Source organism: Shumkonia mesophila, from assembly GCF_026163695.1.
In the GTDB taxonomy this organism is placed as follows: Bacteria; Pseudomonadota; Alphaproteobacteria; order Rhodospirillales; family Shumkoniaceae; genus Shumkonia; species Shumkonia mesophila.
Genome location: NZ_JAOTID010000001.1, coordinates 138429 through 165182 on the forward strand (window position 1 = coordinate 138429; position 26754 = coordinate 165182).

Consider the following 26754-nt stretch of genomic DNA (forward strand, 5'->3'; position numbering starts at 1 on the left):
CCGAGTCATGCCCACCACCCATAAGACCAAGGTTCTGATCGTCGGCTCCGGCGCCGCCGGCTACACCGCCGCGCTCTATGCGACGCGGGCCAATCTGGCGCCCATCCTGATCAAGGGCATGCAGCCGGGCGGCCAGCTGACCATCACCACCGAGGTCGAGAACTTCCCCGGCTTTCCCGAGCCCATCCAGGGGCCGTGGCTGATGGAGCAGATGCGCCAGCAGGTGGAAAACGTCGGCGCCACCCTGATCGACGATCTGATCGTCAAGGTCGACCTCGGCCGCCGGCCCTTCACGCTTATCGGCGATTCCGGCAATCGCTATGTCGGCGAAACGCTGATCATCGCCACCGGCGCTTCCGCCCGCTGGCTGGGGCTGGAGAGCGAGAAGAAGTTCATGGGCTTCGGCGTTTCGGCCTGCGCCACCTGCGACGGCTTTTTCTTTCGCAACCGCGAGGTGGCGGTGGTCGGCGGCGGCAATACGGCGGCGACCGAGGCGCTGTACCTGACCAATCACGCCTCCAAGGTTTACGTCATCCATCGGCGCGACGAACTGCGTGCCGAAAAGACGCTGCAGGAACGCCTGCGGAAGAACCCCAAGGTCGAGATGGTGTGGAACAGCGTCATCGACGAGGTGCTGGGCGCGGCCAATCCGCCCGGCGTCACCGGCCTTCGCCTGCGCGACGTGAAAACCGGCGCCATCCGCCAGCTTCGGCTGGAAGGCGTCTTCATCGCCATCGGCCACACCCCCAACACCGAGCTGTTCGCCGGGCAACTGGCGTTGGATGGCGAGGGCTATATCAAAACCACGCCGGGCGGCGTGGCGACCAGCGTGCCGGGGGTGTTCGCCGCCGGCGACGTGCAGGATCACATCTACCGCCAGGCCATCACCGCCGCCGGCACCGGCTGCATGAGCGCCCTCGACGCGGAACGTTTCCTGGCGGAGAATGAAATACTGGCGGAGAACGAAGCCTAAGTGGACGCGCCCCAAAAAATCGCCCGAATCGACCATGACAGCCAACGGGCGGCGACGCCGCGGCAGGGAGCGGGGAAGGACGCCAAAGCGGGAATCGCCATGGACTGGGACAAACTTCGGATCTTTCACGCGGTGGCCGAAGCCGGCAGCTTCACGCACGCTGGCGAGGCGCTGAACCTGAGCCAGTCGGCGGTCAGCCGCCAGATCAGCGCGCTGGAGGAAAGCCTGCATGTCCCGCTGTTCCACCGCCATGCGCGTGGCCTCATCCTCACCGAGCAGGGCGAGCTTTTGCACCGCACGGCGCGCGAAATGTTCGCCAAGCTGTCGATGACGACGGCGCGCATCCGCGAAAGCCGCGAACGGCCGCAAGGCCTGCTTAGGGTGACGGCGACGGTCGCCTTTGGCTCCATCTGGCTGACGCCCCGGCTCAAGGACTTTCTGGAACTCTACCCGGAAATGGACATCTCGCTGGTGCTGGCCGACACCGAGCTCGACCTCTCGATGCGCGAGGCCGACGCCGCCATCCGCCTGATGTCGCCGCGCCAGCCGGATCTCGTCAAGCTCAACCTCATGCGCATCGGCTATCGCATCCTGGCGTCGCCCCGCTACCTGAAGGACCATCCGGCCCCGAAGACGCCGCGCGACCTCGACGAGCACAAGATCATCGTCTATGGCGACGACGCGACGCCGCCGGTGCCCAACCTCGATTGGCTGCTCGAAGTCGGCACCCAGCCGGGCAAGCGCCGGCGACCGGTTCTGCGCGTCAACAGCACCTATGGTATTTTCCGCGCCGTGCAAAGCGGCCTCGGCATCGCCGCACTGCCCGAATACATCAAGCGGGAATCCCCGGAGCTGGTCGAGGTCTTGCCGGAACTGCACGCCCCCACCATCGACGCCTACTTCGTGTACCCCGAGGAATTGCGCCATTCCATGCGCATTGCCGTGTTCCGGGACTACTTGGTCAGCCGGATCGCCGAGGAAGGCATGAAAGACACGGAATGACGGCTTTTGGGGCCGCCAAACTCGCCCAGCTATGCGGATCCCGCATAGCTGCTTTTCAGAATCGTCTATGGTCCGGGGGGGTCGCCTTCCTTATATACCCCCTCGGTGACGATGCAACACACTGCTGCACCGCACCGGATTTCCCAGTTTCGGGCGCAAGGCCCGAAATCTAGGGCCCGGGCCTTACATGGCTTGGGTCCTGCGTCTCCCAGACGTGAAGCCTCCCTGTTAGACTTGCCGGGCTGGTTTACCAGCCCGGTTTTTTTTGCCCGCGTGGCATCGGTCGTGCTACCGGTAAAAATCCAACCAAGAACGCGACACGCAAGGGAACGAAATGTCCATCATCCTGATCGGCTTTCTGGCCAGCGCGGCGGCCGGGCTTGCCACCGGCGTCGGGGCGCTGCCGGCGCTCTTCGTTCCCCGCCTGTCGGGAAAGGCGCAGGACGCCATGCTGGGCTTCGCCGCCGGCGTCATGCTGGCGGCCTCGTTCTTCTCGCTGATCCTGCCGGCCCTGGAGGCCGCCCAGGAACAAGGTTCCAGCGAAACAATGGCGGTGCTGATCGTCATTGGCGGCATCCTGCTGGGCTGCGCCGCCATCTGGGGCGTCAACGAAAACCTGCCCCACGAGCACTTCATCATGGGGCCGGACGGCAAAGCCGCCAGCGCCTCGCTGCGCCGCATCTGGCTGTTCGTCATCGCCATCACGCTGCACAATTTCCCGGAGGGGCTGGCCGTCGGCGTCGGCTTCGGCGGCCACGACATCGCCAATGGCACCACGCTGGCCATCGGCATCGGCCTGCAGAACTTCCCCGAGGGCCTGGCCGTCGCCGTCGCCCTGCTCGGCCAGAACTATTCGCGGGCCCGTGCCTTCCGGGTGGCGCTGTTCACCGGCCTGGTCGAGCCCATCGGCGGCCTCATCGGCATCGCCGCGGTCACCTTTTCCCAGCCGCTCCTGCCCTGGGGCCTGGCCTTCGCGGCGGGCGCCATGATCTTCGTCATCAGCCACGAGATCATTCCCGAGACCCATCGCCGTGGCTTCGAGAACCACGGGACCCTCGGCTTGATCATCGGCCTCGTCGTCATGATGTTCCTCGACGTCGTCCTCGGCTAACCTTGCGGAGCGACCATGCCAACCACCCGAAAGAGACCCCGCCCATGACGCGCGAGCGCTCCACCCCCCTGCTGCTGACCCCCGGACCGCTGACCACGGACATCGCCACCCGGCGGGCGATGCTTGACGACTGGGGCTCGCGCGACGCGGCCTTCATCGCCATCACCGCCCGCGTGCGCGACCGGCTTACCCGGATGGTCGGCGGCGAGGACGGCCACGTCTGCGTGCCCTTGCAGGGCAGCGGCACCTTCGCCATCGAGGCGACGCTGGGCACCCTGGTGCCCCGGGAGGCCAAGGCGCTGATCCTGGTCAACGGCGCCTATGGCCGGCGCATGGCGAAAATCCTCGAACGGCTGGGACGGCGCCACGAGACGCTGGAAACCGCCGAGGATGTGCCGCCCGACGCCAAAGCCGTCGCCGCCCGCCTGGCCGGCGATGCCGCCATCACCCATGTCGCCGCCGTCCATTGCGAGACGACGTCGGGCATCCTCAACCCGATCGCCGCCGTCGCCGCCGCCGTGGCCGGGCAGGGCCGGCGCCTGATCGTCGATTCCATGAGCGCCTTCGGCGGCATTCCCCTCGACCTCCGGCGGGTGCCGTGCGAGGCCGTCGTCGCCTCCTCCAACAAGTGCCTGGAAGGCGTGCCCGGACTGGCCTTCGCCATCGTCCGGCGGGACGCCCTGGCGGCCAGCGCCGGCAACGCCCATTCGCTCAGCCTCGACCTGCATGACCAGTGGCGGGCGATGGAAGGCAACGGCCAGTGGCGGTTCACGCCGCCGACCCAGGTGCTGGCGGCCCTCGACCAGGCCCTCGTCCTGCTGGACGAGGAAGGCGGCGTTCCTGCCCGCCACGTCCGCTATGCGGCCAACTGCCGGGTATTGGTCGACGGCCTTCGGCGGCTGGGCTTCGAAACCCTGCTGCCGGACGCCCTGCAGGCGCCGATCATCGTCACCGTGCGCATGCCGGCCGATCCGGCGTTTCGCTTCGACGCCTTCTACGACGGCCTCCGGGAGCGCGGTTTCGTCATCTATCCCGGCAAGCTGACCGAGGCGCCGTCGTTCCGCATCGGCTGCATCGGCGCCGTCCAGCCCCAGGACATGGAAGAGGCCGTCGCCGCCATCGCCGCCGTCATGGCCGGCCTCGGCGTCGCCAGCGGCGCGCCCTAATTTCGTAATTTCGGGGACACCATACTTCGTAATTTCGGGGACACCATACTTAATTCACCCGTCTTCGCCCCCCGGGGTAGCGCGAAGCCTCCTGTGAATTAAGTATGGTGTCCCCGAAATTAATCAGTGATGGTGTCCCCGAAATTAATCCAAATTCACACCCGGAAGCGATATTCGCGGCCGGCCTGGCGGTCGATGTCGGGCGGATAGTTCTTGTGCTTGTCGGCATAGTAGCGGGCCATGTGATCGCCGGCCGAGGCGCGGTTGTAGGTGGCGTAATAGAGCCGGCGCGTGGCGTCCGTCATGTTGGCATCCGAGGCGTGCGGCGCGAAGGAATCGAAGAACACCAGGTCGCCCGGTTCGGTCGGGCAGTCGACGAATTCCATGCCCTGCATGTCCGCCTCGGTCAGCGGCTCCCACGACCGGAACAGGCCGCGCCTGTGCTGGCCGGCCACCACCTTGAGACAGCCGTTCTCGGGCGTCGCCGCGTCGATGCAGACCAGCACGTTGATGAAATAGTCGGCATAGGCGTCCCAGCCGGCCTGGGCGTCCTGGTGCGGCTTGAAGCCGGCGCCGCCCGGCATCTTGAAGTTGATCTTCTCCTTGAACAGCACCGCCTCCTCGCCCAGCAGCTGCCCGGCCGCGCGCGTCAGAGCGCCGCTCAATTCTCCAAAGCCCGCGTGGAAGGGGGCGATGTTCTCGATGCGGGCGATCAACTGGCGGTCCGGGTCCTTGAGACTTTTCTCATGGTAGACCCACTGGCGGCCCGAAACCTCGGGCATGACCTCCACCTCGCGCGCCCAGGCGTCGATCACGCGCATCTCGTTCCCGTCGAAGCCGGCGCGCACGACGAGATAGCCGTCGTTCTTGAAGCGCGCGATCTGATCTTCGTTCAACGTCGGCGTGCGAAGAAGGGCGGCGTCTCCGTTGGCTTGACGGGTCGTGGCAAGCGGGCTACTACGCATGATGACCTCTTTCAAAAAATCATAACAATCCGTCGATAATGAGATTAAATCTCATCGACCCCCTGCTGCAACTTCCGACCGGATGAAAATGGCAAATTTGTCACATAAAATTTCCGCGCAAGCCCGTCCCGCCCCATCCCCGAAACCCGACCTGAGCAAGGCGGCACGGCTTCGCGCCCTGTTGGAATCGCCGCGCCTGGAATTCCTGATGGAAGCCCACGACGGCATCTCGGCCAAAATCGTCGAACGGGCCGGCTTTCAGGGCATCTGGGCCTCGGGGCTGTCGATGTCGGCGGCGCTTGGCGTGCGCGACAACAACGAGGCGTCGTGGACGCAGGTCCTCGAGGTCCTGGAGTTCATGGCCGACGCCACCTCGATCCCCATCCTGGTCGACGGCGATACCGGCTGGGGCAACTTCAACAACCTGCGCCGGGCGGTCCAGAAGCTGTGCCAGCGCGGCATCGCCGGCATCTGCATCGAGGACAAGCTGTTCCCCAAGACCAACTCGTTCATCGGCGACGGCCAGCCGTTGGCCGACATCGACGAGTTCTGCGGCAAGATCAAGGCCGGCAAGGACAGCCAGACCGACCCCGACTTCCAGATCGTGGCGCGCGTCGAGGCGCTGATCGCCGGCTGGGGGATGGACGAGGCCTTAAAAAGGGCCGAGGCCTACCGCGCGGCGGGAGCCGACGCCATTCTCATCCATTCGCGCCAGTCGACCGCCGACGAGGTGCTGGCCTTCAAGGAACGGTGGGGCGAGCGGACGCCGGTCGTCATCGTGCCGACCATGTATTACGCAACGCCGACCCGCGTCTTCCGCGACGCCGGTTTTTCGGTCGCCATCTGGGCCAACCAGACGCTGCGCGCCGCCATCACCGGCATGCAGGAGGTCTGCCACCAGATCCAGCGCGACGAAAGCCTGGCCGACGTCGAAGGCCGGATCGTCACCGTGCGCGACATTTTCGCGCTGTCCGGCGACGCCGAGCTGGCCGAGGCCGAGGCCCGCTACCTGCCGGCCACCGGCAAGGGGCCGCGGGCCGTCGTGCTGGCGGCCTCGCGCGGCAGCAAGCTCGGCAACCTCACGGCCGACCGGCCCAAGTGCATGATCGACGTGCGCGGGCGGCCCCTGCTGCAGCGCCAGATCGACACCTTCCACGCGGCCGGCATCCGCGACATCACGGTGGTGCGCGGCTATCGCAAGGAGATGATCAACTTCCCGGCCATCCGCGCCGTCGACAACGATTTCCACGCCACCACCGGCGAGGCGGCCAGCCTGGCCTGCGCCCGCGAGACGTTGAGCGGCGAGTGCGTGCTGGCCTTCGGCGACACGCTGTTTCGCCACCACGTGCTGGACCAGGTGCGCGAGGCCGAGGGCGACATCGTGCTCGGCGTCGACGCCCTGTGGCGGGACCGCCAGACCGCGGATCGCACCCGCGACCTGGTCGGCTGTTCGCGGCCGTTCTCGGCGGACTACCTCGACGACGAGCCGGTGATGGTGCGTGCAATCGGCCACGACCTCGCCGACGGCGACACCCACGGGGAATGGATCGGCCTGGCCAGGCTGAGCGCGCGGGGCGCCGAACGGCTGGCCCGGGTGCTGGCCGACCTTCAGGCCGAGGGCCGCCTGGCCTCCGCCAACATGGTCGACGTTTTCACCCGCCTGCTGGCCGAGGGCGAGACCATCGGCGTCGTCTACGTCACCGGCCACTGGATGGACGTCGACGACGCCTTCGATCTGGTCAAGGCCGGGGAATTCCTGTGATCGCTGCCGATTCGTTCCTGACCCCCGCCCGCCGGCGGGGGTTCGACTTCTATACCGGCGTGCCCTGCTCGTTCCTGACCCCGGTCATCAACCGGGTGATCAGCGACGTCCGGCTCGACTATGTGGCCGCGGCCAGCGAGGGCGAGGCGGTGGCCATTGCCGCCGGGGCCTGGCTGGCCGGCCGGCGCACCGTGGTGATCTGCCAGAACTCGGGCCTGGGCAACGCCGTCAACCCGCTGACCTCGCTCAACCATCCGTTCCGCATCCCGACGCTGATGATCGTCACCTGGCGCGGCGAGCCGGGCCTCAAGGACGAGCCGCAGCACGCCCTGATGGGGCCGATCACGCCGGCCCTGCTGGATACCATCCGCGTCCCCCACCGCCCGTTCCCGGAGAGCGAGAGCGAGGTGGAGCCCCTCCTCGCCAAGGCCGAGGAAAGCATGGAGGCGACCGGCCTGCCGTTCGCCCTGATCATGAGGAAGGGCAGCGTCGCCGAGGAAGGCCTCGACGCCGCCCCGCTGTCGGTCCGCCAGCCCGGCGTCCTTCACGACCTGACGGCGGAGGCGGCGCCGCCAACCCGCGTGGCGACGCTGGAGAGAATGCTGGCCACGTTGCCCGATTCGGCGGCGGTGATCGCCACCACCGGCAAGGCCGGGCGCGAGCTGTTCACGCTCGCCGACCGGCCGCAGCACCTCTATCAGGTGGGCTCGATGGGCTGCGCCGGGGCCATGGGCCTGGGCACCGCGCTGGCGGTGGGCCGGCCGGTCGTCGTGGTCGACGGCGACGGCGCCGCGCTGATGAAACTGGGGGCGTTCGCCACCATCGGGGCCTACGCGCCGCGCAACCTCGTCCACTTGGTGCTGGACAACGGAACCTACGATTCCACCGGCGGCCAGATGACGGTCTCGGCGGCGGTCGACTTCGCCCGGGTCGCCATCGCCTGCGGCTACGCCAACGGCTTTTCCTGCGACGACCTGGACGGCTTCGCCGACGCCCTCGAGCGGGCGCTGGCCGGCACCGGGCCCCATCTCATCCACATGAGGATCGCCCCCGGCTCGATGGAAAAGCTCGGCCGGCCCACCATCACGCCGCCCGAGGTGGCCCGCCGCTTCCGCGCCTTTTTGGCCGGCACCGGCGCCTGACGCAAAAGGCCCCGCCGGCCGGTCGGCCGACGGGGCCCCGATGCGAAAGCGGACTTTACTGGGCCAATTCGGCGGCGCGCGCCGCCACCACGTCGTCGGCGGTCTTGCCCGAGATTTCCTGCAAGTGGTCGAACTCGGCGGCGAAGAAGCCGACGCCCAGCGTCAGCGAACGCAGCTCGTTGATGAGATCGACCGTTTCCGCTTGCGGGATCTGCGCCACCACCTCGTCCCAGCCCTTCCAGCCGGGCTTGGAATCGAAGCCCAGCAGCTGGCCGCGCCGGCTGCTGACCAGGCGCTGCACCTTCGACGTGAAGTCGGTGGGCACCGAGATGACGACCTTGAAGACCGGCTCGAGCAGCACCGGCCCGCACTTCGGCATGCCTTCGCGCATGCCCAGGCTGGCCGCCGCCCGGAACGCCATGTCGGAGCTGTCCACCGCGTGGAACTGGCCGTCGGTCAGGGTCACCTGCAGATCGACCACCTGGAAACCCAGCGGGCCGCGGCTCAGATAGTCGCGCACCCCGATCTCGACCGAGGGGATGTACTGCTTGGGCACGACGCCGCCGGTGATCGAATCGGTGAACACGAAACCCGAGCCGCGCGGCAGCGGCTTGATGTCCAGATGGACGTCGCCGAACTGGCCGTGGCCGCCGCTCTGCTTCTTGTGGCGGGCGTGCTGCGACACCGGCTTCCTGATGGTTTCCTTGTAGGGAACCTGCGGCCGCTTCGAATTGGCGGTCAGCCCGAAACGGTTCTTCAGGCGGTCCATGATGATCTGCAGGTGCTGATCGCCCATGCCCGAGAGGACCAGTTCGCCGGTGTCGGCGCTGACCGCAAAGCTGAGCGACGGGTCCTCGTCGACAAGCTTGGTCAAGGCCCCCGGCAGCTTCACCTCGTCGGCCCGGTGCTCGGCCCTGACCGCCAGGGAATAGAGCGGCTTCAACGCCTGCGGCCAGTCCTCGAACTTCTGCCCGCCCGAGGGCGACAGCATGTCGCCGGTCGCGGCAGAATCCATGCGCGCGAAGGCGACGACGTCGCCGGCCACCGCCTTGGGCTGCTTTTCCTGCTTCTGGCCGACGAGCTTGATGATGCCGCTGGGCCGTTCGCCGTTGAGCGTCACCCCCTCGGCGATCTCGCCGCGCAGCACGCGGGCCATCGACAGCTTGCCGGTATGCGAGGCGTGCAGGGTCTTGAACACCAGGGCGGCCGGCTCGCCGGCCGGTTCGACGCCCAGCCTGGCCGCCGCCTTCTCGATACCCGGCGCCTCGTGGCGCAGGATCTTGAGCAGCCGGGTGATGCCGTTGTCATGCTCGGCGGCGCCGAACAGCACGGGGACGACGTGGTCGTCCTGCAGGGCATGGGTGGCGTTCTCGAAGATGTTCTCGGGCGGTGGCACGTTCTCCTCGAGCAGGGCTTCCAGCAGCTTGTCGTCGAAGTCGGCGAGCGACTCCAGCAGCTTGGTGCGGGCCTCCGCCAGCCAGCCCTTCACCGACTCCGGAACCGGGATTTCCGTCGAATGGCCCCCGGTTACCCATTTGTAGGCGCGCTGGCTCACCAGGTCGACCAGCCCGGTCACCGCGTCGCCTTCCTGGATGGGAATCTCGCGCAGGATCAGCGGCTTTTCGGAAAGGCCCTGGAGCGTTTCGATGGTGGCGCGGACGTTGCCCGCCTGGGTGTCCATCTTGTTGAGGAAGATGACGTGCGGAATTCCGCGGTCGTTGATGAACTTCATGAGCGGCGCCAGGGTCAGCACCTTCTCGACGCCGGCTTCGCAGACCACGATCGCGACGTCGGCGACCATCAGGGCGTCATAGGCTTCCTGCGCCAGCTCGACCGATCCGGGGCAATCGATGATGGTCCAGGGCTCGCCCAGGTAACTGAGGCTGGCCACCGACAACTCGGTGCTCATCTGGCGGGTGCGGGCTTCGGGCGACGCGTCGCCGACCGTGTTGCCGTCGCGGATGGAGCCTTTGCGGCCGATCACGCCGGCGGTGGCGAGCAGGCTCTCCAGAACGGAGGTCTTGCCACTGAGATACGGGCCGACAAGCGCCGCACAACGAGGTCCGGATGGTGCTTTTTGCGTCACGAAGGCCTCCCTGAAGAACAGCGGATTTTAATTGCGACCTTGAGGGCGGACAGACGCAACCGCCCGAGCCATCGAGGTTAATGCCCCCGTCCCGCGATGCAAGGAAAAAAGGAAATCGCCGGGGCGACCGGCGGCCCGTTCCGGCGGCCATCCGACGCCGCGCCATAAAAAGGCGACCGTCATGACGAGGATCGTCCATTGACAGGGGTCGGACTCTCTTCGAATACTGTGCCACCCGTCGCCGTAGGGTACCGGGCTCCCTGGTCCAGCGAGAAGGAATCGCCCCGTGCGCAAGGTCGTCACCCGCATACTGGCCGCCAGCGCGGCCGTCATGGTCATGGCGTCCCCCGCCTACCCGGCGGAGGAGAAGGTCCTCAACGTCTACAATTGGAGCGACTACATCGCCCCCGACACCCTGGAGAGGTTCGAGAAAGAGACGGGCATCAAGGTCAACTACGACGTCTACGACTCCAACGAGATCCTCGAAGCCAAGCTGATGGCGGGGAACTCGGGCTACGACGTGGTCTTCCCGTCGGCCAGCCCCTTCCTGGCCCGCCAGATCCAGGCCGGCATCTACCGGCCGCTCGACATGGCGAAGCTGCCGAACCGCGCCAACCTCGACGCTACCTCGATGGCGACGCTGGCCAAGAGCGACCCCGGCAACAAGTACGCGGTGCCCTACATGATCGCCGGCACCGGCATCGGCGTGAACACAGCCAAGGTCAAGGCGCTGGCCCCCGACGCCCCGCTCGACAGCTGGGCGCTCATCACCGATCCCAAGTGGACCGGCCTGCTGAAGGCCTGCGGCGTGACGTTCCTCGACGACGCCACCGAGGTGCTGTCGGCCGCCTTCGTCATGCTTGGCCTCGACCCGGCGACCGAGAAGTCGGCCGATATCGACGCCGCCGTCGCCTATCTCTCGAAGGTGCGCCAGGACCTCAAGTACATCCACTCGTCCTCCTACATCAACGACCTCGCCAACGGCGACATCTGCGTCGCCCACGGTTACGGCGGCGACCTGGTGCAGGCCCGCGACCGCGCCAAGGAGGCGGCCAAGGGCGTCGACATCCTGGTGTTCTTCCCCAAGGAAGGCACCCAGGTCGTGATGGACGTGATGGCGGTACCGGCCGACGCGCGCCATCCCGAGAACGCCCACGCCTTCATCAACTTCATGATGCGGCCCGACGTCGTCGGGCCGATCACCGACGAGGTCGGCTACGCCAACGCCATCGACGGGGCGGAAAAGTTCGTCAGCCCCGAGCGGCTGGCCGATCCGGCGATCTATCCGCCGAAGGCGGTGCGCGAGCGCTTCTTCGTGGTGCCCGCCAAGAGCCAGGCCTACGAGCGGGCCCGTACCCGCGCCTGGACCCGCTTCAAGACGGGCACATGAGCGGCCTATCGGTGGCCACGCGATCGACAAAGGGGGGCGCTCGGCATGCTTAGGCCGGCCGAGCGCAACGCCCCCAGCAGTCCCCGGTTCGAGCCGTGGACCCAGCCGGGCAACACGCCCTTCATCCGCGTGCAGGGGGTGTCGAAGGCGTTCGGCGGCGAGCCGGCGGTGACGGGCGCCAACCTCGACATCTACAAGGGCGAGCTGTTCTCGCTGCTCGGCGGCTCGGGCTGCGGCAAGACCACCCTGCTGCGTCTGATCGCCGGCTTCGAGGCGCCCGACGACGGGCGCATCCTGATCGACGGCATCGACATGGCCGGGGTGCCGCCCTACGAGCGGCCGGTCAACATGGTGTTCCAGTCCTACGCGCTGTTTCCCCACATGTCGGTGGAGCGCAACATCGCCTTCGGACTGCGCCAGGAACGCATGCCCCGCAAGGAGATGAACGAGCGGGTCCATCAGGTGCTCGACCTGCTGCACCTGACGCCGATGGCCGGCCGCCGCCCCCATCAGTTGTCCGGCGGCCAGCGCCAGCGCGTCGCCCTGGCCCGGGCCCTGGTCAAGCATCCCAAGGTGCTGCTGCTCGACGAGCCGCTGGCCGCACTCGACAAGAAGCTGCGCGAGAACACCCAGTTCGAGCTGGTCAACATCCAGGAGCGCGTCGGCATCACCTTCATCCTGGTCACCCACGACCAGGAGGAGGCGATGACCATGTCGACGCGCATCGGCATCATGAACGAGGGCTACATCGAGCAGGTGGGCACGCCGCGCGAGATCTACGAGTTTCCCGGTACCCGCTTCGTCGCCGACTTCATCGGCGCCGCCAACATGTTCGGCGGCGTGATCCTGCACCTGGACGAGCAGGGCGCGACGATCCAGGCTCCCGACATCGAAACCGATGTCGAGGTGGCGCACGCCGGGGCCGGCGTCGCCGGCATGCCGGTCACCGTGATGGTCCGCCCCGAGAAGGTGCGTATTTCGAAGACGGTGCCGAAGAATCAGGACACCAACCGGACGGAGGGCACGGTGGTCGAGATCGGCTATCTCGGCGACATGTCGATCTTCCACGTCAGGCTCGACAGCGGCAAGGTGGTGCAGGCCTCGCAGCTCAACCTGCACCAGGACGCCGAACAGAAGATCACCTGGGAAGACCGCGTCTACCTGTCGTGGCACCCGTCCAACGCGGTGATGCTGACCCTATGAAGATGAATGGCCTCGTCGCGCGCATCCCGGGCAGGCCGGACCGCTGGAGGGAACGCTGGGGACAGCGATTGGTGGCCGCCTTCCCGATGGGCTGGCTGCTGGTGTTCTTCCTGGCACCCTTCCTGTTCGTGCTGAAGATCGCCTTCTCGGAAAACAGGCTCGGCATTCCGCCCTATCAGCCGCTGTTCGAATGGGTCGACGGGGCGGTGCTGCAGCTTCAGCTCAACCTCGCCAACTTCGGCTTCTTCCTCGAAGACCCGCTCTATGCCGCCGCCTACCTCAGCTCGCTCAAGATGGCGGCTATCTCCACGCTGATCTGCCTGATGATCGGCTATCCGATGGCCTACGGCATCACCAAGGTGCGCCAGCCGTGGCGCAACGTCCTTCTGATGCTGGTCATCCTGCCGTTCTGGACGTCGTTCCTGATCCGCGTCTACGCCTGGATCGGCATCCTCAAGAACGAGGGGCTGCTCAACAACTTTCTCATCTGGGCGGGCGTCATCGACCAGCCGCTGCCCATGCTGCATTCCCCCTTCGCCGTCTACGTCGGCATCGTTTATTCGTACCTCCCGTTCATGATCCTGCCGCTCTACGCGACGCTCGAGCGCATGGACCTGACGCTGCGCGAGGCGGCCCAGGACCTGGGCTGCCGGCCCTGGGAGGTGATGCTCAAGATCACCCTGCCGCTGTCCCTGCCCGGCATCATCGCCGGCTCGATGCTGGTGTTCATCCCGGCGGCCGGCGAGTTCGTCATCCCCGACCTCCTGGGCGGCTCCAACGTGCTGATGATCGGCAAGGTCCTGTGGAACGAGTTCTTCCTCAACCGCGACTGGCCGCTGGCCTCGGCCGTCGCCGTGGTGATGCTGGTCCTGCTGGTGGTGCCCTTCATGCTGTTCCAGCACTATCAGGCCCGCCAGGACGAGGGGGACGCCGCATGACCTCCACCTTCCGCTCCTGGCGCCTGTTCACCGTGCTGGCCTTCGGCTACGCCTTCCTCTACGGGCCGATCTTCCTGCTCGTCATCTATTCGTTCAACGAATCGAAGCTGGTCACCGTGTGGTCGGGCTTTTCCGTCAAGTGGTACGGCGAGCTTTTGCATAACGAGAAACTGCTGGAGGCGGCATGGCTCAGCCTGAAGATCGCCTTCGTCTCGGCGACGCTGGCCACCATCTTCGGCACCATGGCCGCCCTGGTGCTCGACCGCTTCGGGCGGTTCCGCGGCCGCACGCTGCTCTCCGGCATGATCGCCGCGCCCCTGGTGATGCCGGAAGTGATCACCGGGCTGGCCATGCTGCTGCTGTTCGTGGCGCTCGAAACGATGATCGGCTGGCCGGACGGGCGCGGCCAGACCACCATCACCATCGCCCACGTCACGTTCTCGATGGCCTTCGTCGCCATCGTCGTGCAATCGCGGCTACGCCACATGGACCGCTCGCTGGAAGAGGCGGCCCAGGACCTGGGCGCGCGGCCGCTCAAGGTGTTCTTCGTCATCACGCTGCCGATCATCGCGCCGTCGCTGGTGGCCGGCTGGCTGCTGGGGTTCACGCTGTCGCTCGACGACCTGGTGATCGCCAGCTTCGTCTCCGGGCCCGGCTCGACCACGCTGCCGATGGTGGTCTTTTCCAGCGTGCGCCTTGGCGTCAGCCCGCAGATCAATGCGCTGGCCACCGTCATCATCGTCACCGTGGCCGTCATCATCACGCTCGCCGGCCGGCTGATGACGCTCAAGGACGACGGGCGCAAGCCCAAGCGGTCCTGACCCGCGAAACGTCCTCGCTTTCCAACTCTCGCAACTTGCGGTATTCTCCTTTTGCGTGATCATGGTGGGGTGGTCTCTCGACCTACGCGATTGCCGAGAGACGATGGCCGAAGTGAAACGGGCCGGCAAGGCTCTTCCGGCATATGTTCGCCTAGCCATCGCAACGGGAGCGGCAAGTCCTCGGAGAGAGTGATGCGGATGCGCGGTACGCGTGGACGACGCCCGTTCCTGTTCAGCGTGCCGTTGTCTGTCAGCATCTTCACCATTCTGGCCTCGGCCGTGGCTCTCGTCGCTGGCGCCCTTACGATCTACGGATTCATGGCCGCCCGCAGCGCCGTGCGCGATATCGGCGGCGACCTTCTGGACAGCGCCAGCGCCCGCATCCTTACCGAGATCCGGCGCGCCGTCGAACCCGCGCTGGGGTACGCGAAACTCGCCGCCCTGCTGCCGGATATCGGAACCCTGCCGGATCTCCAGCCCCATCCGTCCAGCGGATACTTGCGGGAGGCGCTGAAGACCTATCCGTCGCTCTATTCCGCCTACATGGGCTTCAGCGACGGGCGGTTCTACCAGATCATCGCCATGGACGCTGAACAGGGACGCGCCCGTGAAATCCACGGGGCGCCGCCCGAGACGGCCTTCCTGCAGCGCGCCGTCCTGCCCAGGGCCGACGGCCGGCCGATGGAGCTATGGGGCTTCCTCGACGCCGACGGCCGCCTGCTCGGTTCCCGCGCCCTGCCGCAGGACGCTTTCGATCCGCGCCAGCGCCCGTGGTATGCGGCAGCCGTCGAGACCGACGAGCCCGTCATCACGCCGGTCTACGTTTTCGCCAGTCTCGGACTGCCCGGCCTGACGGTGGCGCGGCGGTTCGATGCCGCCGTCCCGGGCGTCTTCGGGGTCGACCTGACCGTCGGCGACCTGTCGTCCTTTCTCGAGCGCCTGCGCGTCACTCCGAATACCCGGCTGGCCGTCATCGCCGGCGACGGCACGGTGGTCGCCATGCCGGGGCTGGCCGTGACCATGGCTGAGCGCCGGAAGGGCGGCATCCTCTCGCCTGCCTTGAAGGTGGGCGATATCGCCGATCCCGCTCTGGCCGAGGCGGCGCGACGCTGGACGGAGGGGAAGGGAGCCGGGCTGATGGAGGTTGCCGGAGAGCGCTTCCTGCTCGATGTCCATCGCATCGCCGATGGCGGCTGGTTCGACCTCAGCGTCGTAATCGCCACTCCCGAGGCGGATTTCGTGAAGCCGCTGGTGCGCATGCGCGATCGCAGCCTTTTCTTTTCGGGACTGATTCTCGCCGCGGCGTTGCCGATCGCCTTTTTCGTCGCCCGCCGGATGGCGCGGGCGCTAACGCACATGGCCGGGGACGCCGATCACATTCGCCGGTTGAACCTAGACGAGCGGCCAGAGGCTTCCTCCTTCGTCCGCGAGATCCAGAAACTGGCGACGGCGATGACCATGATGAAGGCCTCGCTGCGCACCTTCGGCCTTTACGTGCCCAAGGCGCTTGTCGGACAGATCATCCAGGCCGGCGGCAGCGTCGCCTTGGGTGGGGCGCGGCACGAGGTGACCCTGATGTTCACCGACGTGACCGATTTCACCACCTTGGCCGAACACACCCCGCCCGAGGAGCTGTTGACCCGTACGTCCGGGCTGTTCGAGGAAATCGACGCCGCCATCGGCCGCCACAAGGGCATTGTCGACAAGTTCATCGGCGACGCCGTCATGGCGATCTGGAACGTGCCGCAGCCGGTGGACGGCCATGCCCGTCTTGCCTGTCTGGCCGCCCTGGAGGCCAACCAGCGCCTCGCCGTCTTCAACGCCGATTTGTCCGCCAAGGGCTTGCCGCCCATGATCACCCGCTTCGGCATCCATACGGGGATCGCCGTCGTCGGCAACGTCGGCTCCTCCGACCGCATGAACTACACGGCCGTCGGCTCCACCGTAAACATGGCGGCGCGGTTGGAGGGGCTGAACAAGGTGTTCGGCACCCGCATCCTGGTTTCGAGAAGCACCGCCGCCAGGGCCGGCGGCGATTTCGTGTTCCGCTGGCTCGACACCGTGATTCCGAAGGGCGCCAGCGAGCCCCTGGATGTCTTCGCCCTTTGCGGCCTCTTGCCGAAAGCCGCCGCGGCCGCAGGATTGACCGGCATAGCCCCCGACGAGATCGATTTCGTCCGTCGCTGGAACGAGGCCCAGGCCCTGCTGCGGCGATCCCGGAATTGGGCCGCCGCCGCCGCCGCCTTCGCCGAATTGGCCGCCGCGCGGCCGGACGACATCAACGCCGCCGCCGCCCGGGAAACCGCCGCCGGGCTGGTTGGCCACCCCGTCGATGCCTGGAGCGGCGTCAGGACCATGAGCGAGAAATGATCGACCGCCGCACCCTGCTCGCCCGCCTCGCAGCCGCGCCGTTCCTCGCCGGCCGGCCGCGCCCGGCCTCCGCCGACACCCCGCTGGCGCTGTGGACGAGCGAAATCGAACCGGCGCGGCTGCGCGTGATCGAATACATCGCGACCGCCTACGGCGCATGGGCGGGAGTCCCACCCGTCACGGTCGTTTCCATTCCCGAAGAAAAGATCGTCGCCTCCGTCGCCGCCGCCCATCGCGCAGGCCACTCGCCGGACCTCGTGAATACGGGCGGCGACCTTCTGCTGGCGCTTTGCGAGACCGGCTGCCTCGACAGCGACGTCGCCGCTGCCTTCATCGCCGACATCGGCGGCTTCTTCGCCGGGCCGGTCATCGCCCTGAGGTCGTCGGCCGGTTTCCAGGCCGGCATTCCCTTTCACGGCTGGCCGCAGGTGTTGTGGTATCGCCACGACATGTTCGCCACGGCCGGACTGCCCGAGCCCGGCAACATCCCCGACCTCGTAGCAGCGGCGAAGGCCCTGCACGAGGGCCCGCGAGGCCGGATCGGCGTCGTCTGCGGCACCGACGGCGGCCTCTATACGCAACAGGTTTTCGCCCAGATGGTGCGGGCCGAGAGTGGCAGCCTGTTCGCTGCCGATGGAACCCCAACCCTGGACGATGCCTCCGTGCACCGGACCCTGGCGTCATATGCCGCCATGGCCGTCTATGGGCCGCCCGGAGTGGTGAACTGGCGGGCCCGCGACTGGTATATCCAGGGCCGCGCCGCCATGATGTTCTATTCCAGCCTCATCATGGACGATCTCGCCATCGCCGGCATCGCCCGCGATTCCCTACGTGGCGACCGCTTTGCCGGGCTGGGCGGCGCCGCATTCGACCCCGAGCTGGTTCGCCGGACGAAACTGGTGACCGCATTCGCACCGACCGGGGCTTCCTATTCGGCGATCAACGGCCTCGGCGTGCCACGCGGTCTGGACGGCCGGCGCCGCACTGCGGTCTACGACTTCCTGCGGTTCCTTTTCCGGCCCGACAGTTACGTGGTGTGGCTCCACATGGCGCCGGGCGGCATGCTCCCCGTGCGCCGGGACATTGCCGGAACAGATGCCTTCCTGCGCGATCCCCTGGGCGTGTTCCGCCGGTTCGGCCGTGACCAGGTAAGCCGTCTGGCCGACTCCCTGACCCATCCGGGGTCGTTCACCCAGTGGCACGGCACGACGGTACCCAACGCGGCGACAGTACACGCGGACGGGCTCGTCGGGCGCATGGTCGCCAGGGTGGTCGCGGGAGCGGCGAGCCCGGCCAACAGCGCGCGGGCCGCCCAGGCCGAGGCGGAAGCCCTTCTTCTCCGGGGCTGACGCAATGGCACCGCCCTCAAAAACAAGGGGGATGGCCGACGGCCATCCCCTCGTTCACTTTAAGAGTACTGACGATCAATCCTAGCGGAGCGCCCCGCAGGCCCGCTGGATGCGCTGGCAGGCCTGCTCCAGCACTTCGGTGGCGGTGGCGTACGAGATGCGGAAGTAGGGTTCCAGCCCGAACGCCGCGCCCTGCACGGCGGCGACGCCCTCGGCCTCCAGCAGGTAGGTCACGAAGTCCTCGTCGTTCTTGATGACCTTGCCGTCGGGCGTCGTCTTGCCGATACAGCCCTCGCACGACGGGTAGACATAAAACGCCCCCTCGGGGTTCGGGCAGAACAGGCCCTTGGCCTGGTTCAGCATCGAAACGACGAGGTCGCGGCGCTGCTTGAAGATGGCGTTGTTCTTGGCGATGAAATCGTGCGGGCCGTTGAGCGCCGCCACCGCCGCCGCCTGCGAGACCGAGCTGGTGTGGGTCGTGCTCTGCGACTGCACCTTGTCCATCGCCTTGATGAGGGCGACCGAGCCGGCCGCCCAGCCGACGCGCCAGCCGGTCATGCAATAGGCCTTCGAGGCACCGTTCAAGGTCAGCGTGCGCTCGTAGAGCTTGGGCTCGATCTGGGCGATGGTGCTGAACTTGAAGTCGTCGTAGACGATGTGCTCGTACATGTCGTCGGTCATGATCCAGACGTGCGGATGCTTGAGCAGCACGTCAGCCAATCCCCGCAATTCCTTCGCCGTGTAGCCGGCGCCGGTCGGGTTCGACGGCGAGTTGAGGACCAGCCATTTGGTCTTCGGCGTGATCGCCCGGTCCAACGCCTCGGGGGTGAGCTTGTAGTTCTGCTCCTTCGGGCAGGCGATGAAGACGGGCGTGCCCTCGCACATCAGCGCGATGTCGGGGTACGACACCCAGTAAGGGGCGGGGATGATCACCTCGTCGCCGGCATCCAGCGTGGCGATGAAGGCGTTGAAGATGGTCTGCTTGCCGCCGCAGCCGACGGTGATCTGCTCGGGCTTGTAGTCGAGCCCGTTGTTGCGCTTGAAGGCCGCACTGATCGCCTTGCGCAGTTCCGGGGTGCCGCTGACGGCGGTGTATTTGGTTTCGCCGCGATCGATCGCCGCCTTGGCGGCCGCCTTGATGTGGTCGGGGGTATCGAAATCGGGTTCGCCGGCGCCCAGGCCGATGACGTCGCGCCCGGCGGCTTTGAGCTCGCGCGCCTTCGTCGCGACCGCGATGGTCGGAGAGGGCTTAATACGGGACAGACGGCTGGCGATAAAAGACATGATCTGATCCATCATTTCCAAGGGTGATCGCGAACCCGAACACTACGATGGGGCCTATTGCGAAGCAACGGGGAAACACCGGGATTTGGGCATCCGGACGCACGCGCGGGCGCCGGCTGGGGTGGCGCCGTTGACAGGACGCCTTCCAGGGTCCACATGGTGGGCGCGGAAGGAGCCGAACCGTGCGCGCCAGCCCCGACGATTTTCCCCTGTTCAATCCCCCCCGCCGCCCGCCGGCAACGGGCGGGCAGCCGTTCAAGCTGGTCAGCGATTTCGAACCGGCCGGCGACCAGCCGCGCGCCATCGAGGCGCTGCTCGAGGGAATGAACGCCGGCGAGGCCAACCAGGTGCTGCTGGGCGTCACCGGCTCGGGCAAGACCTTCACCATGGCCCACGTCATCGCCCGCACTCAGCGCCCGGCCCTGGTGCTGGCCCCCAACAAGACGCTGGCCGCCCAACTCTACGGCGAGATGAAGGCGTTCTTCCCGGAGAACGCGGTCGAGTACTTCGTCTCCTACTACGACTACTACCAGCCCGAAGCCTATGTGCCGCGCACCGACACCTACATCGAGAAGGACGCGGCCATCAACGAACAGATCGACCGCATGCGCCACGCGGCGACGCGCTCGCTGCTGGAACGCACCGACGTCATCATCGTCGCCTCGGTGTCCTGCATCTACGGCATCGGCTCGGTCGAAACCTATTCGCAGATGGTCGTCGAGCTGACGGCCGGCACCGCGCTCGACGTGCGCGACCTGATGAAGCGCCTCATCGAACTGCAGTACCGGCGCAACGACACCGACTTCCACCGCGGCACCTTTCGGGTGCGCGGCGACGTGCTGGAGATCTTCCCGTCGCACTACGAGGACCGCGCCTGGCGGCTGTCCTTCTTCGGCGACGAACTGGAAAGCATCTGGGAGATCGACCCCCTGACCGGCGAGCGGACCGGCACGCTGGAATCGATTGTCGTCTATCCCAACAGCCACTACGTGACGCCGCGCCCCACCCTTTTGCAGGCCATCCCGGCCATTCGCAAGGAACTCAAGCAACAGGTCGACACCTTCGTCGCCGAGGGCAAGCTGCTGGAAGCCCAGCGCATCCAGGAGCGCACCACCTTCGACCTGGAGATGCTGGAGACCCAGGGCTTCTGCTCGGGCATCGAGAACTATTCCCGCTATCTCACCGGGCGCAATCCCGGCGAGCCGCCGCCGACCTTGTTCGAATACCTGCCGGAGAACGCGCTGCTGATGGTCGACGAAAGCCACGTCACGGTGCCGCAGCTGGGCGGCATGTTCCGCGGCGACTTCAACCGCAAATCGACGTTGGCCGATTTCGGCTTCCGGCTGCCCTCCTGCATCGACAACCGGCCGCTGCGCTTCGAGGAATGGAACCGCATGCGGCCGCAGACGGTGTTCGTCTCGGCCACGCCGGGCCCGTGGGAACTGACGCAGACCGGCGGCGTCTTCGTCGACCAGGTGGTGCGCCCGACCGGACTGATCGACCCCTCGTGCGAGATCCGCCCGGTGGAAAGCCAAGTAGACGACCTGCTGGCCGAGGCCAAGGCCTGCGCGGCCAAGGGCCAGCGCGTCCTGGTCACCACGCTGACCAAGCGCATGGCCGAGGACCTGACCGAGTACCTGCACGACCACGGAGTGCGGGTGCGCTACATGCATTCCGACATCGACACCCTGGAGCGCATCGAGATCATCCGCGACCTGCGGCTAGGGGCGTTTGACGTGCTGGTCGGCATCAACCTGCTGCGCGAGGGCCTCGACATTCCGGAATGCGCGCTGGTCTGCATCCTGGACGCCGACAAGGAGGGTTTTCTTCGCTCCAAGACCAGCTTGGTGCAGACCATCGGCCGCGCCTCGCGCAATCTCGACGGCCGGGTCATCCTCTATGCCGACCACATGACCGAATCGCTGAAATACGCGCTCGACGAGACCAACCGGCGCCGCGAGCGCCAGAAGGCCTACAACCTCGAGCACAACATCACCCCGGCCTCGGTCCGTCACGGCATCTCCGACGTTCTCGATTCCGTCTACGAGCACGACCACTTCACCGTCGATACCGGCGTCTCCGGCGACAAGCACCTGGTCGGCCACAACCTGCGCGGCCACATGGTCGAGCTGGAAAAGCGCATGAAGGCCGCCGCCGCCGAGCTGGAGTTCGAGGAGGCGGCCCGCCTGCGCGACGAGATCCGCCGGCTGGAGGCCATCGACCTCGGCCTGGATAAGGCCGGCACCGCGCCCAGGGCCGCCGCCGCGGCCGGCTGGAAGCCCGGCAAGGGCGCCGGCAAGGCCAAGAGCCAGCGCCGCCGGCCGCACTGAGACGCGGAAGATTCACCACAGAGGCAAAGAGACACAGCGACTGTCTTGGATTTCAAGCGCTGTGCCCTCTGTGGTTCCCCTTCTCTGTCCTTCCCTAGACGCCGCGGCCCTTGGACAGCTTATCCGCCAGTCTTGTCGGCTCGGGCAGGCGGAAGCGCGGCGCGCAGGCCAGCACCCATTCGACCGCCGCTTCCAGGCTGATCCGGTGGCCGATCGAGACGTAGAGCGGCCTCACGCCCGTTCGCGTGCGCAGGACCACACCGATCACCTCGCCGCGGTGCAGGAGCGGCGTTCGCGACCCCCGGGCCGACCCCGGCTCGTCATGCTCTCCGCACAGCCGCGACTTGGCCGCCCCGATGGTGGGAATGCCGGTGAGCAGGCCCACATGGCTGGCGATGCCGATGCGGCGCGGATGGGCCATCCCCTGTCCGTCGACCATCAGAAGGTCAGGCGACGTCTTCAGGGATTCAAGCAGTGCCAGCACGGCCGGCGCCTCGCGAAAGGTCAGCAGCCCCGGCACGTAAGGAAAGCGCGTCGGCTGTTCGAGCACGGCGGTTTCCAGCACCGCAAGGTCGGGAAAGGAGACGACCGCGACCGCCGCCCGGGTGACGTCGCCGCCTCCGGGAAAGGCGACATCGACGCCGGCGATCCGGCAGACCTTCGCCGGCTGGCCAACCGTCTCGATGAGCGGCGCCAGCCGTTTCTGGAGGGCGATGGCTTCAGCGGCCGTTGCCGGCCAGGGATGGGAAATGGCGCTCACGGTGCGAGCTTGCCGGCGCCGACGGCACCCCGTCAAGCGATTGACGCCCTTCGCTCGGCGATAGGAAAACCGCGCGTCAGGCGTTAAAATGGCGGCGGCCTCAACCGGGGAGCGCACCGAGACGCCATGGACGTGATCATTTCCCTGCTGCAGCAGATGAGCGTCTACCTGGTGGTGGCCTATCTGTTCAGCAAGACGCCGATCCTGAAATCGCTGTTCGCCGTGTCCATGCGGCTGCCGCCCAAGGCCACCATCTACGTCGTCTTTTCGGGCTTCTGCATCCTCGGCACCTATTTCGGGCTGGAGCTGCTGGACGCCATCGTCAACACCCGGGCCATCGGCGCCGTGTTGGGCGGCCTGCTGGGCGGCCCGGTGATCGGCTTGCTGGTCGGTTTCACCGGCGGCCTGCACCGCTATACTCTGGGCGGCTTCACCGACCTCGCCTGCGGGCTGTCGACCACGGCGGAGGGGCTGCTGGGTGGTCTGGCGTGCCTGTACCTGCGCCGGCGCGGTCGGGTGAACGCACTGTTCAACCCGTGGACCGCCTTCGCCGTGACGCTGGTCGCCGAAGGTGTGCAGATGGGCATCATCCTGCTGGTCGCCCAGCCGTTCGAGCGGGCCCTCGCCCTGGTCGAAGTCATTGCGGCACCGATGATCCTGGCCAATTCGGCGGGGGCGGCGCTCTTCATGAGCATGATCCGCGACCAGCGCGACATGTTCGAGAAGTACAGCCAGCTTTCCTCGGCCAAGGCGCTGCGCATCGCCGAACGGGCGGTGGGCATCACGCTCGAAGGCCTGACCCCGGCCACGGCCGAACGGATCGCGCGCATCGTCTATGAGGAGACCGGCGTCGGCGCCGTGGCGATGACCGATCGCGAGAAGATCCTGGCCTTCGTCGGCATCGGGGCCGACCACCACACGCCGGGTGCCCCCCTGATGTCGGAACATTCCAAGCGAGCCATCGAGACCGGCGAAGTGGTGTTCGCCGACGGCATCGAGACCAAGTACGCGTGCTCGCTGTCGGCCACCTGCAAGCTGGGTTCCTCGCTGGTCGTGCCCATCCGCTCGGACACCGAAGTGATCGGCACGATCAAGCTTTACGAGCCCAAGAAGAAGTTCTTCCTCAACATCAACCGCACCCTCGGCGAAGGCATCGCCAGCCTGCTGTCCAACCAGATCCTGGCCGGCCGTTTCGAGCAGCAGAAGAACCTGCTGGTGAAATCCGAACTCAAGCTGATCCAGGCGCAGATCAATCCGCACTTCCTGTTCAACGCGCTCAACACGGTCGGCGCCATCATCCGTACCGATCCCGGCGAGGCCCGCGAGCTGCTGGTGCATCTGTCCAACTTCTTTCGCAAGAACCTGAAGCGCGCCAGCGATCTGGCGACCTTGAGGGAGGAGCTGGACCACGTGAATTCCTACCTGCGCATCCAGACGGCCCGTTTCGCCGACCGCCTGAAGGTCGAGATCGACATCGACCCGGCCTTGCTGGAAATGCGGCTGCCCACGTTTACCCTGCAGCCGCTGGTCGAGAACGCCATCCAGCACGGCATTTCCGATGTCCTGGAGGAAGGGCGCATCACCATCCGCGCCCACGCCTCGGGTGGCGAGGTGATCCTGCTGGTCGAGGACAACGCCGGCGCCTATAGCGAAGCCGAGGCCACCCCCGGCGGATTGGGCATGGGCATCGTCGACAAGCGGATCAAGAACCTCTATGGCGAAAGCTTCGGGGTTAAGGTCGAATGTAAGGGCGGCGAATGGACGCGGGTGTGGATCAGGCTGCCCCGCCAGGAGTTGGCGGCGGCATGATCCGGGCCCTGATCGTCGACGACGAACACCATGCCCGCGAGGAGATCGCGCTTCTGTGCGCCCAGCACGCCGACGTCGAAGTGGTCGGTTCGTGCGGCAACGCCATCGAGGCACTGCGGCTGATCAACCGCCAGAAGCCGGACCTGGTCTTTCTCGACATCCAGATGCCGCGCATCAGCGGCATCGAACTGATCGGCATGCTGGACGCCGAGACCATGCCGCGCATCGTCTTCGTCACCGCCTACGACGAGTACGCGGTCGCCGCCTTCGAGGAGAACGCCTTCGACTACCTGCTGAAGCCGCTGGAAAGCCGCCGCTTCGCCAAGACGCTGGCCCGCATCCGCAAGGCCGACGGCGGCCGGCAGTCGCTCAAGGGCCTGGAGATCCCGGAATTCACCCAGATCCCCTGCTTTACCGGCAACCGCATTCGTCTCGTCAAGCTGGCCGATGTCGAATACGTCTGCTGCGATCTTACGGGCGTGCACGTGGTGACGGCCGACGGCGAGGCCTACACCGACATGACGCTGTCGGCACTGGAGGAAAAGACCGACCTGGTGCGCTGCCACCGCCAATGCCTGGTCCGCCTGGACATGGTCCGCGAGATCAAGCTGCTCGACAACGGATTGGGCGAGATCCTGACCCGCAGCGGCAAGACGGTGGGGGTCAGCCGCCGGCACCTGCGCGAACTGAAGGAACGTATCGGCCTGCGCTGAGGGCCCCTCCCCATCATCCCATGAAAGAGGCCCCCGGGAGCGATCCCGGGGGCCTCTTCTGCGATGCGCCGCGCTTGGTTCAGGGCGGAACGGCGGGCGCGTGGGAGCGGTTGGCTTTTTTGCCGTTATTCCGCGCCCACTTCCTTGAGAGTCGGTTTGTGGAAGACGACGAAGAACGCCACCAGGGCGATCACCGCCGCGCCGATGCCGATGGCGTTGGCCCACGTGTACGGCAGGCTGAAGCCGATCTTTTCGGCGGCGATATAGGTAAACGTCACCGCCGTCATGAAGGTCGCCGGCACCGTGCAGATCCAGTGCAGCTTGCCGGCCTTGATCAGGTAGGCGGCGCCGGCCCACAGGACGATGGCGGCCAAGGTCTGGTTGGCCCAGCCGAAGTAGCGCCAGATCACGGCAAAATCGGCCTGGGAAAGGATCGCCCCGATGACGAACAGCGGCACCGCGACCATCAGCCGCTTGGCGACGGGGCCCTGCGGCAGCTTGATGTACTCGGCGACGGTCAGCCGGGCGGAACGGAACGCCGTGTCGCCCGAGGTGATCGGCAGGACGACGACGCCCAAGATGGCGAGGATCGATCCGACGCCGCCGCCAAGCAGCGTGTTGGAAATATCCATCACCACGCCCGAGGGTGACCCCTTGGCGATGGCGGCGGCGAGTTCCGGGGCGCCGTTGTAGAACGACAGGCCCAGCGTGCACCAGATCAGGCCGACGATGCCTTCGCCGATCATCGCCCCGTAGAACACCATGCGGCCGTGCTTCTCGGACCGGATGCAGCGCGCCATCATCGGCGACTGCGTGGCGTGGAAGCCCGAGATGGCGCCGCAGGCGATGGTGATGAACATCAACGGCCAGATCGGCAGGTTCTTCGGATGAGTATTTGTGAGCGACAGCCCGTCCGACAGCAGGTCGTGGTGCGGCGAAATGACCAGCGCGATCGTGAGGCCGATCGACATGAAGAGGAGCAGCGCGCCGAAGAACGGATAGAGGCGGCCGATCAGCTTGTCGATTGGCAGGATGGTAGCGCAGAAATAGTAGCCGAAGATGATGACCACCCAGGCCCACAGCGGCATGCCGGTCATTTTGGCCAGCAGCATCCCGGGGCCGGTGACGAAGACGACGCCGACCAGGACGAGCAGGATGACCGAGAAGTAGTTCATGAACTGGCGCCAGAAAGCGCCGAGCTCGTAGCCCACCACGTTGGGAATGCTCTCGCCGTTGTGGCGCATCGACAGCATGCCGGAAAAATAGTCATGCACCGCGCCGGCGAAGATGGAGCCGGCGACGATCCACAGCAATGCCGACGGGCCGTAGAGCGCGCCCAGGATCGGGCCGAACACCGGGCCGAGGCCGGCGATGTTCAGAAGCTGAATCAGGTAGATCTTCTTGGTCGACATCGGCACGTAGTCGACGCCGTCGGCCATCGCCACCGCCGGCGCCACGCGGTTCGGATCGGAGCCGAAGACGCGGTCAACGAACGACCCGTAGATGACGTACCCCAAAATCAACAAGCCGACGCAGATCAGAAACAACAACATCGGACGCCTCCTTGGCAAACCCCCTCT

20 protein-coding genes are annotated in these 26754 nt (G+C 66.7%); 15 read left to right on the forward strand and 5 right to left on the reverse strand.

Annotated elements, in window-relative coordinates:
- The first annotated feature begins 7 nt into the window (after positions 1-7).
- The 4 genes from trxB to ODR01_RS00635 all read left to right on the forward strand — a co-directional run bounded on the left by trxB (position 8) and on the right by ODR01_RS00635 (position 4252).
- Positions 8-973, forward strand: a complete 966-nt coding sequence (gene trxB, locus ODR01_RS00620; protein ID WP_316975655.1) for a thioredoxin-disulfide reductase — start codon at positions 8-10, stop codon at positions 971-973.
- Positions 974-1072: 99 nt separating this feature from the next.
- Positions 1073-1975, forward strand: coding sequence for a LysR family transcriptional regulator (locus tag ODR01_RS00625; RefSeq protein WP_316975656.1), 903 nt, complete (start codon positions 1073-1075; stop codon positions 1973-1975).
- 334 nt (positions 1976-2309) lie between these two features.
- Positions 2310-3086, forward strand: a complete 777-nt coding sequence (locus tag ODR01_RS00630) for a ZIP family metal transporter (RefSeq protein ID WP_316975657.1) — start codon at positions 2310-2312, stop codon at positions 3084-3086.
- 44 nt (positions 3087-3130) lie between these two features.
- Positions 3131-4252 carry a 2-aminoethylphosphonate--pyruvate transaminase gene (locus tag ODR01_RS00635; protein ID WP_316975658.1) on the forward strand — a complete coding sequence of 374 codons (1122 nt, stop codon included), beginning with the start codon at positions 3131-3133 and terminating at the stop codon, positions 4250-4252.
- Between the two features lie 155 nt (positions 4253-4407).
- Here ODR01_RS00635 and ODR01_RS00640 read toward each other — a convergent pair whose 3' ends face one another.
- On the reverse strand, positions 4408-5217 hold the full coding sequence (locus ODR01_RS00640) for a phytanoyl-CoA dioxygenase family protein (protein WP_316975659.1): 810 nt from the start codon (positions 5215-5217) through the stop codon (positions 4408-4410).
- 88 nt (positions 5218-5305) lie between these two features.
- On the opposite strand from ODR01_RS00640, the gene aepX reads away from it, so the two are divergent.
- A complete protein-coding gene (gene aepX, locus ODR01_RS00645; RefSeq protein WP_316975660.1) occupies positions 5306-6979 on the forward strand; it encodes a phosphoenolpyruvate mutase in 1674 nt (557 codons plus the stop codon).
- Positions 6976-8121: a phosphonopyruvate decarboxylase gene (aepY, locus tag ODR01_RS00650; RefSeq protein ID WP_316975661.1), complete on the forward strand. Its 1146-nt coding sequence runs from the start codon at positions 6976-6978 to the stop codon at positions 8119-8121. The genes aepX and aepY overlap by 4 nt, the downstream gene beginning before the upstream one ends.
- A gap of 55 nt (positions 8122-8176) precedes the next feature.
- Here aepY and ODR01_RS00655 read toward each other — a convergent pair whose 3' ends face one another.
- Positions 8177-10207, reverse strand: a complete 2031-nt coding sequence (locus tag ODR01_RS00655; protein WP_316975662.1) for an elongation factor G — start codon at positions 10205-10207, stop codon at positions 8177-8179.
- Between the two features lie 286 nt (positions 10208-10493).
- Here ODR01_RS00655 and ODR01_RS00660 point away from each other — a divergent pair, with 286 nt between their 5' ends.
- From ODR01_RS00660 to ODR01_RS00685, 6 genes are all read left to right on the forward strand, one after another.
- Entirely contained in the window at positions 10494-11597 is a 1104-nt protein-coding gene (locus tag ODR01_RS00660; RefSeq protein WP_316975663.1) for a polyamine ABC transporter substrate-binding protein, read from the forward strand.
- A 45-nt stretch (positions 11598-11642) separates the two neighbouring features.
- Positions 11643-12800: an ABC transporter ATP-binding protein gene (locus ODR01_RS00665; protein ID WP_316975664.1), complete on the forward strand. Its 1158-nt coding sequence runs from the start codon at positions 11643-11645 to the stop codon at positions 12798-12800.
- Between the two features lie 2 nt (positions 12801-12802).
- Positions 12803-13738 (forward strand): ABC transporter permease subunit, encoded by a 936-nt coding sequence (locus tag ODR01_RS00670; protein WP_316976193.1) that lies wholly within the window; start codon positions 12803-12805, stop codon positions 13736-13738.
- Positions 13735-14559, forward strand: a complete 825-nt coding sequence (locus ODR01_RS00675) for an ABC transporter permease subunit (RefSeq protein WP_316975665.1) — start codon at positions 13735-13737, stop codon at positions 14557-14559. The genes ODR01_RS00670 and ODR01_RS00675 overlap by 4 nt, the downstream gene beginning before the upstream one ends.
- A gap of 198 nt (positions 14560-14757) precedes the next feature.
- A complete protein-coding gene (locus tag ODR01_RS00680) occupies positions 14758-16929 on the forward strand; it encodes an adenylate/guanylate cyclase domain-containing protein (protein ID WP_316975666.1) in 2172 nt (723 codons plus the stop codon).
- Positions 16926-18278 (forward strand): ABC transporter substrate-binding protein, encoded by a 1353-nt coding sequence (locus ODR01_RS00685; RefSeq protein ID WP_316975667.1) that lies wholly within the window; start codon positions 16926-16928, stop codon positions 18276-18278. Before ODR01_RS00680 ends, ODR01_RS00685 begins: the two co-directional genes overlap by 4 nt.
- Before the next feature lie 81 nt (positions 18279-18359).
- On the opposite strand, the gene ODR01_RS00690 is transcribed toward ODR01_RS00685, so the two are convergent.
- Entirely contained in the window at positions 18360-19562 is a 1203-nt protein-coding gene (locus tag ODR01_RS00690) for a pyridoxal phosphate-dependent aminotransferase (RefSeq protein ID WP_316975668.1), read from the reverse strand.
- A 182-nt stretch (positions 19563-19744) separates the two neighbouring features.
- On the opposite strand from ODR01_RS00690, the gene uvrB reads away from it, so the two are divergent.
- The gene (gene uvrB / locus ODR01_RS00695; RefSeq protein WP_394356793.1) at positions 19745-21892 is read left to right on the forward strand and encodes an excinuclease ABC subunit UvrB; all 2148 of its coding nucleotides are present in this window, start codon (positions 19745-19747) and stop codon (positions 21890-21892) included.
- Between the two features lie 94 nt (positions 21893-21986).
- Here the strand turns inward: uvrB and nfi are convergent, their stop codons facing one another.
- A complete protein-coding gene (gene nfi / locus ODR01_RS00700) occupies positions 21987-22652 on the reverse strand; it encodes a deoxyribonuclease V (protein WP_316975669.1) in 666 nt (221 codons plus the stop codon).
- 126 nt (positions 22653-22778) lie between these two features.
- Between nfi and ODR01_RS00705 the strand changes: the two genes are divergently transcribed.
- Together ODR01_RS00705 and btsR are read left to right on the forward strand one after the other, a co-directional pair.
- On the forward strand, positions 22779-24461 hold the full coding sequence (locus tag ODR01_RS00705) for a sensor histidine kinase (RefSeq protein ID WP_316975670.1): 1683 nt from the start codon (positions 22779-22781) through the stop codon (positions 24459-24461).
- A complete protein-coding gene (gene btsR, locus ODR01_RS00710; RefSeq protein ID WP_316975671.1) occupies positions 24458-25174 on the forward strand; it encodes a two-component system response regulator BtsR in 717 nt (238 codons plus the stop codon). The genes ODR01_RS00705 and btsR overlap by 4 nt, the downstream gene beginning before the upstream one ends.
- Before the next feature lie 125 nt (positions 25175-25299).
- Here the strand turns inward: btsR and ODR01_RS00715 are convergent, their stop codons facing one another.
- The gene (locus ODR01_RS00715; protein ID WP_316975672.1) at positions 25300-26727 is read right to left on the reverse strand and encodes a carbon starvation CstA family protein; all 1428 of its coding nucleotides are present in this window, start codon (positions 26725-26727) and stop codon (positions 25300-25302) included.
- Between the last annotated feature and the right edge of the window lie 27 nt (positions 26728-26754).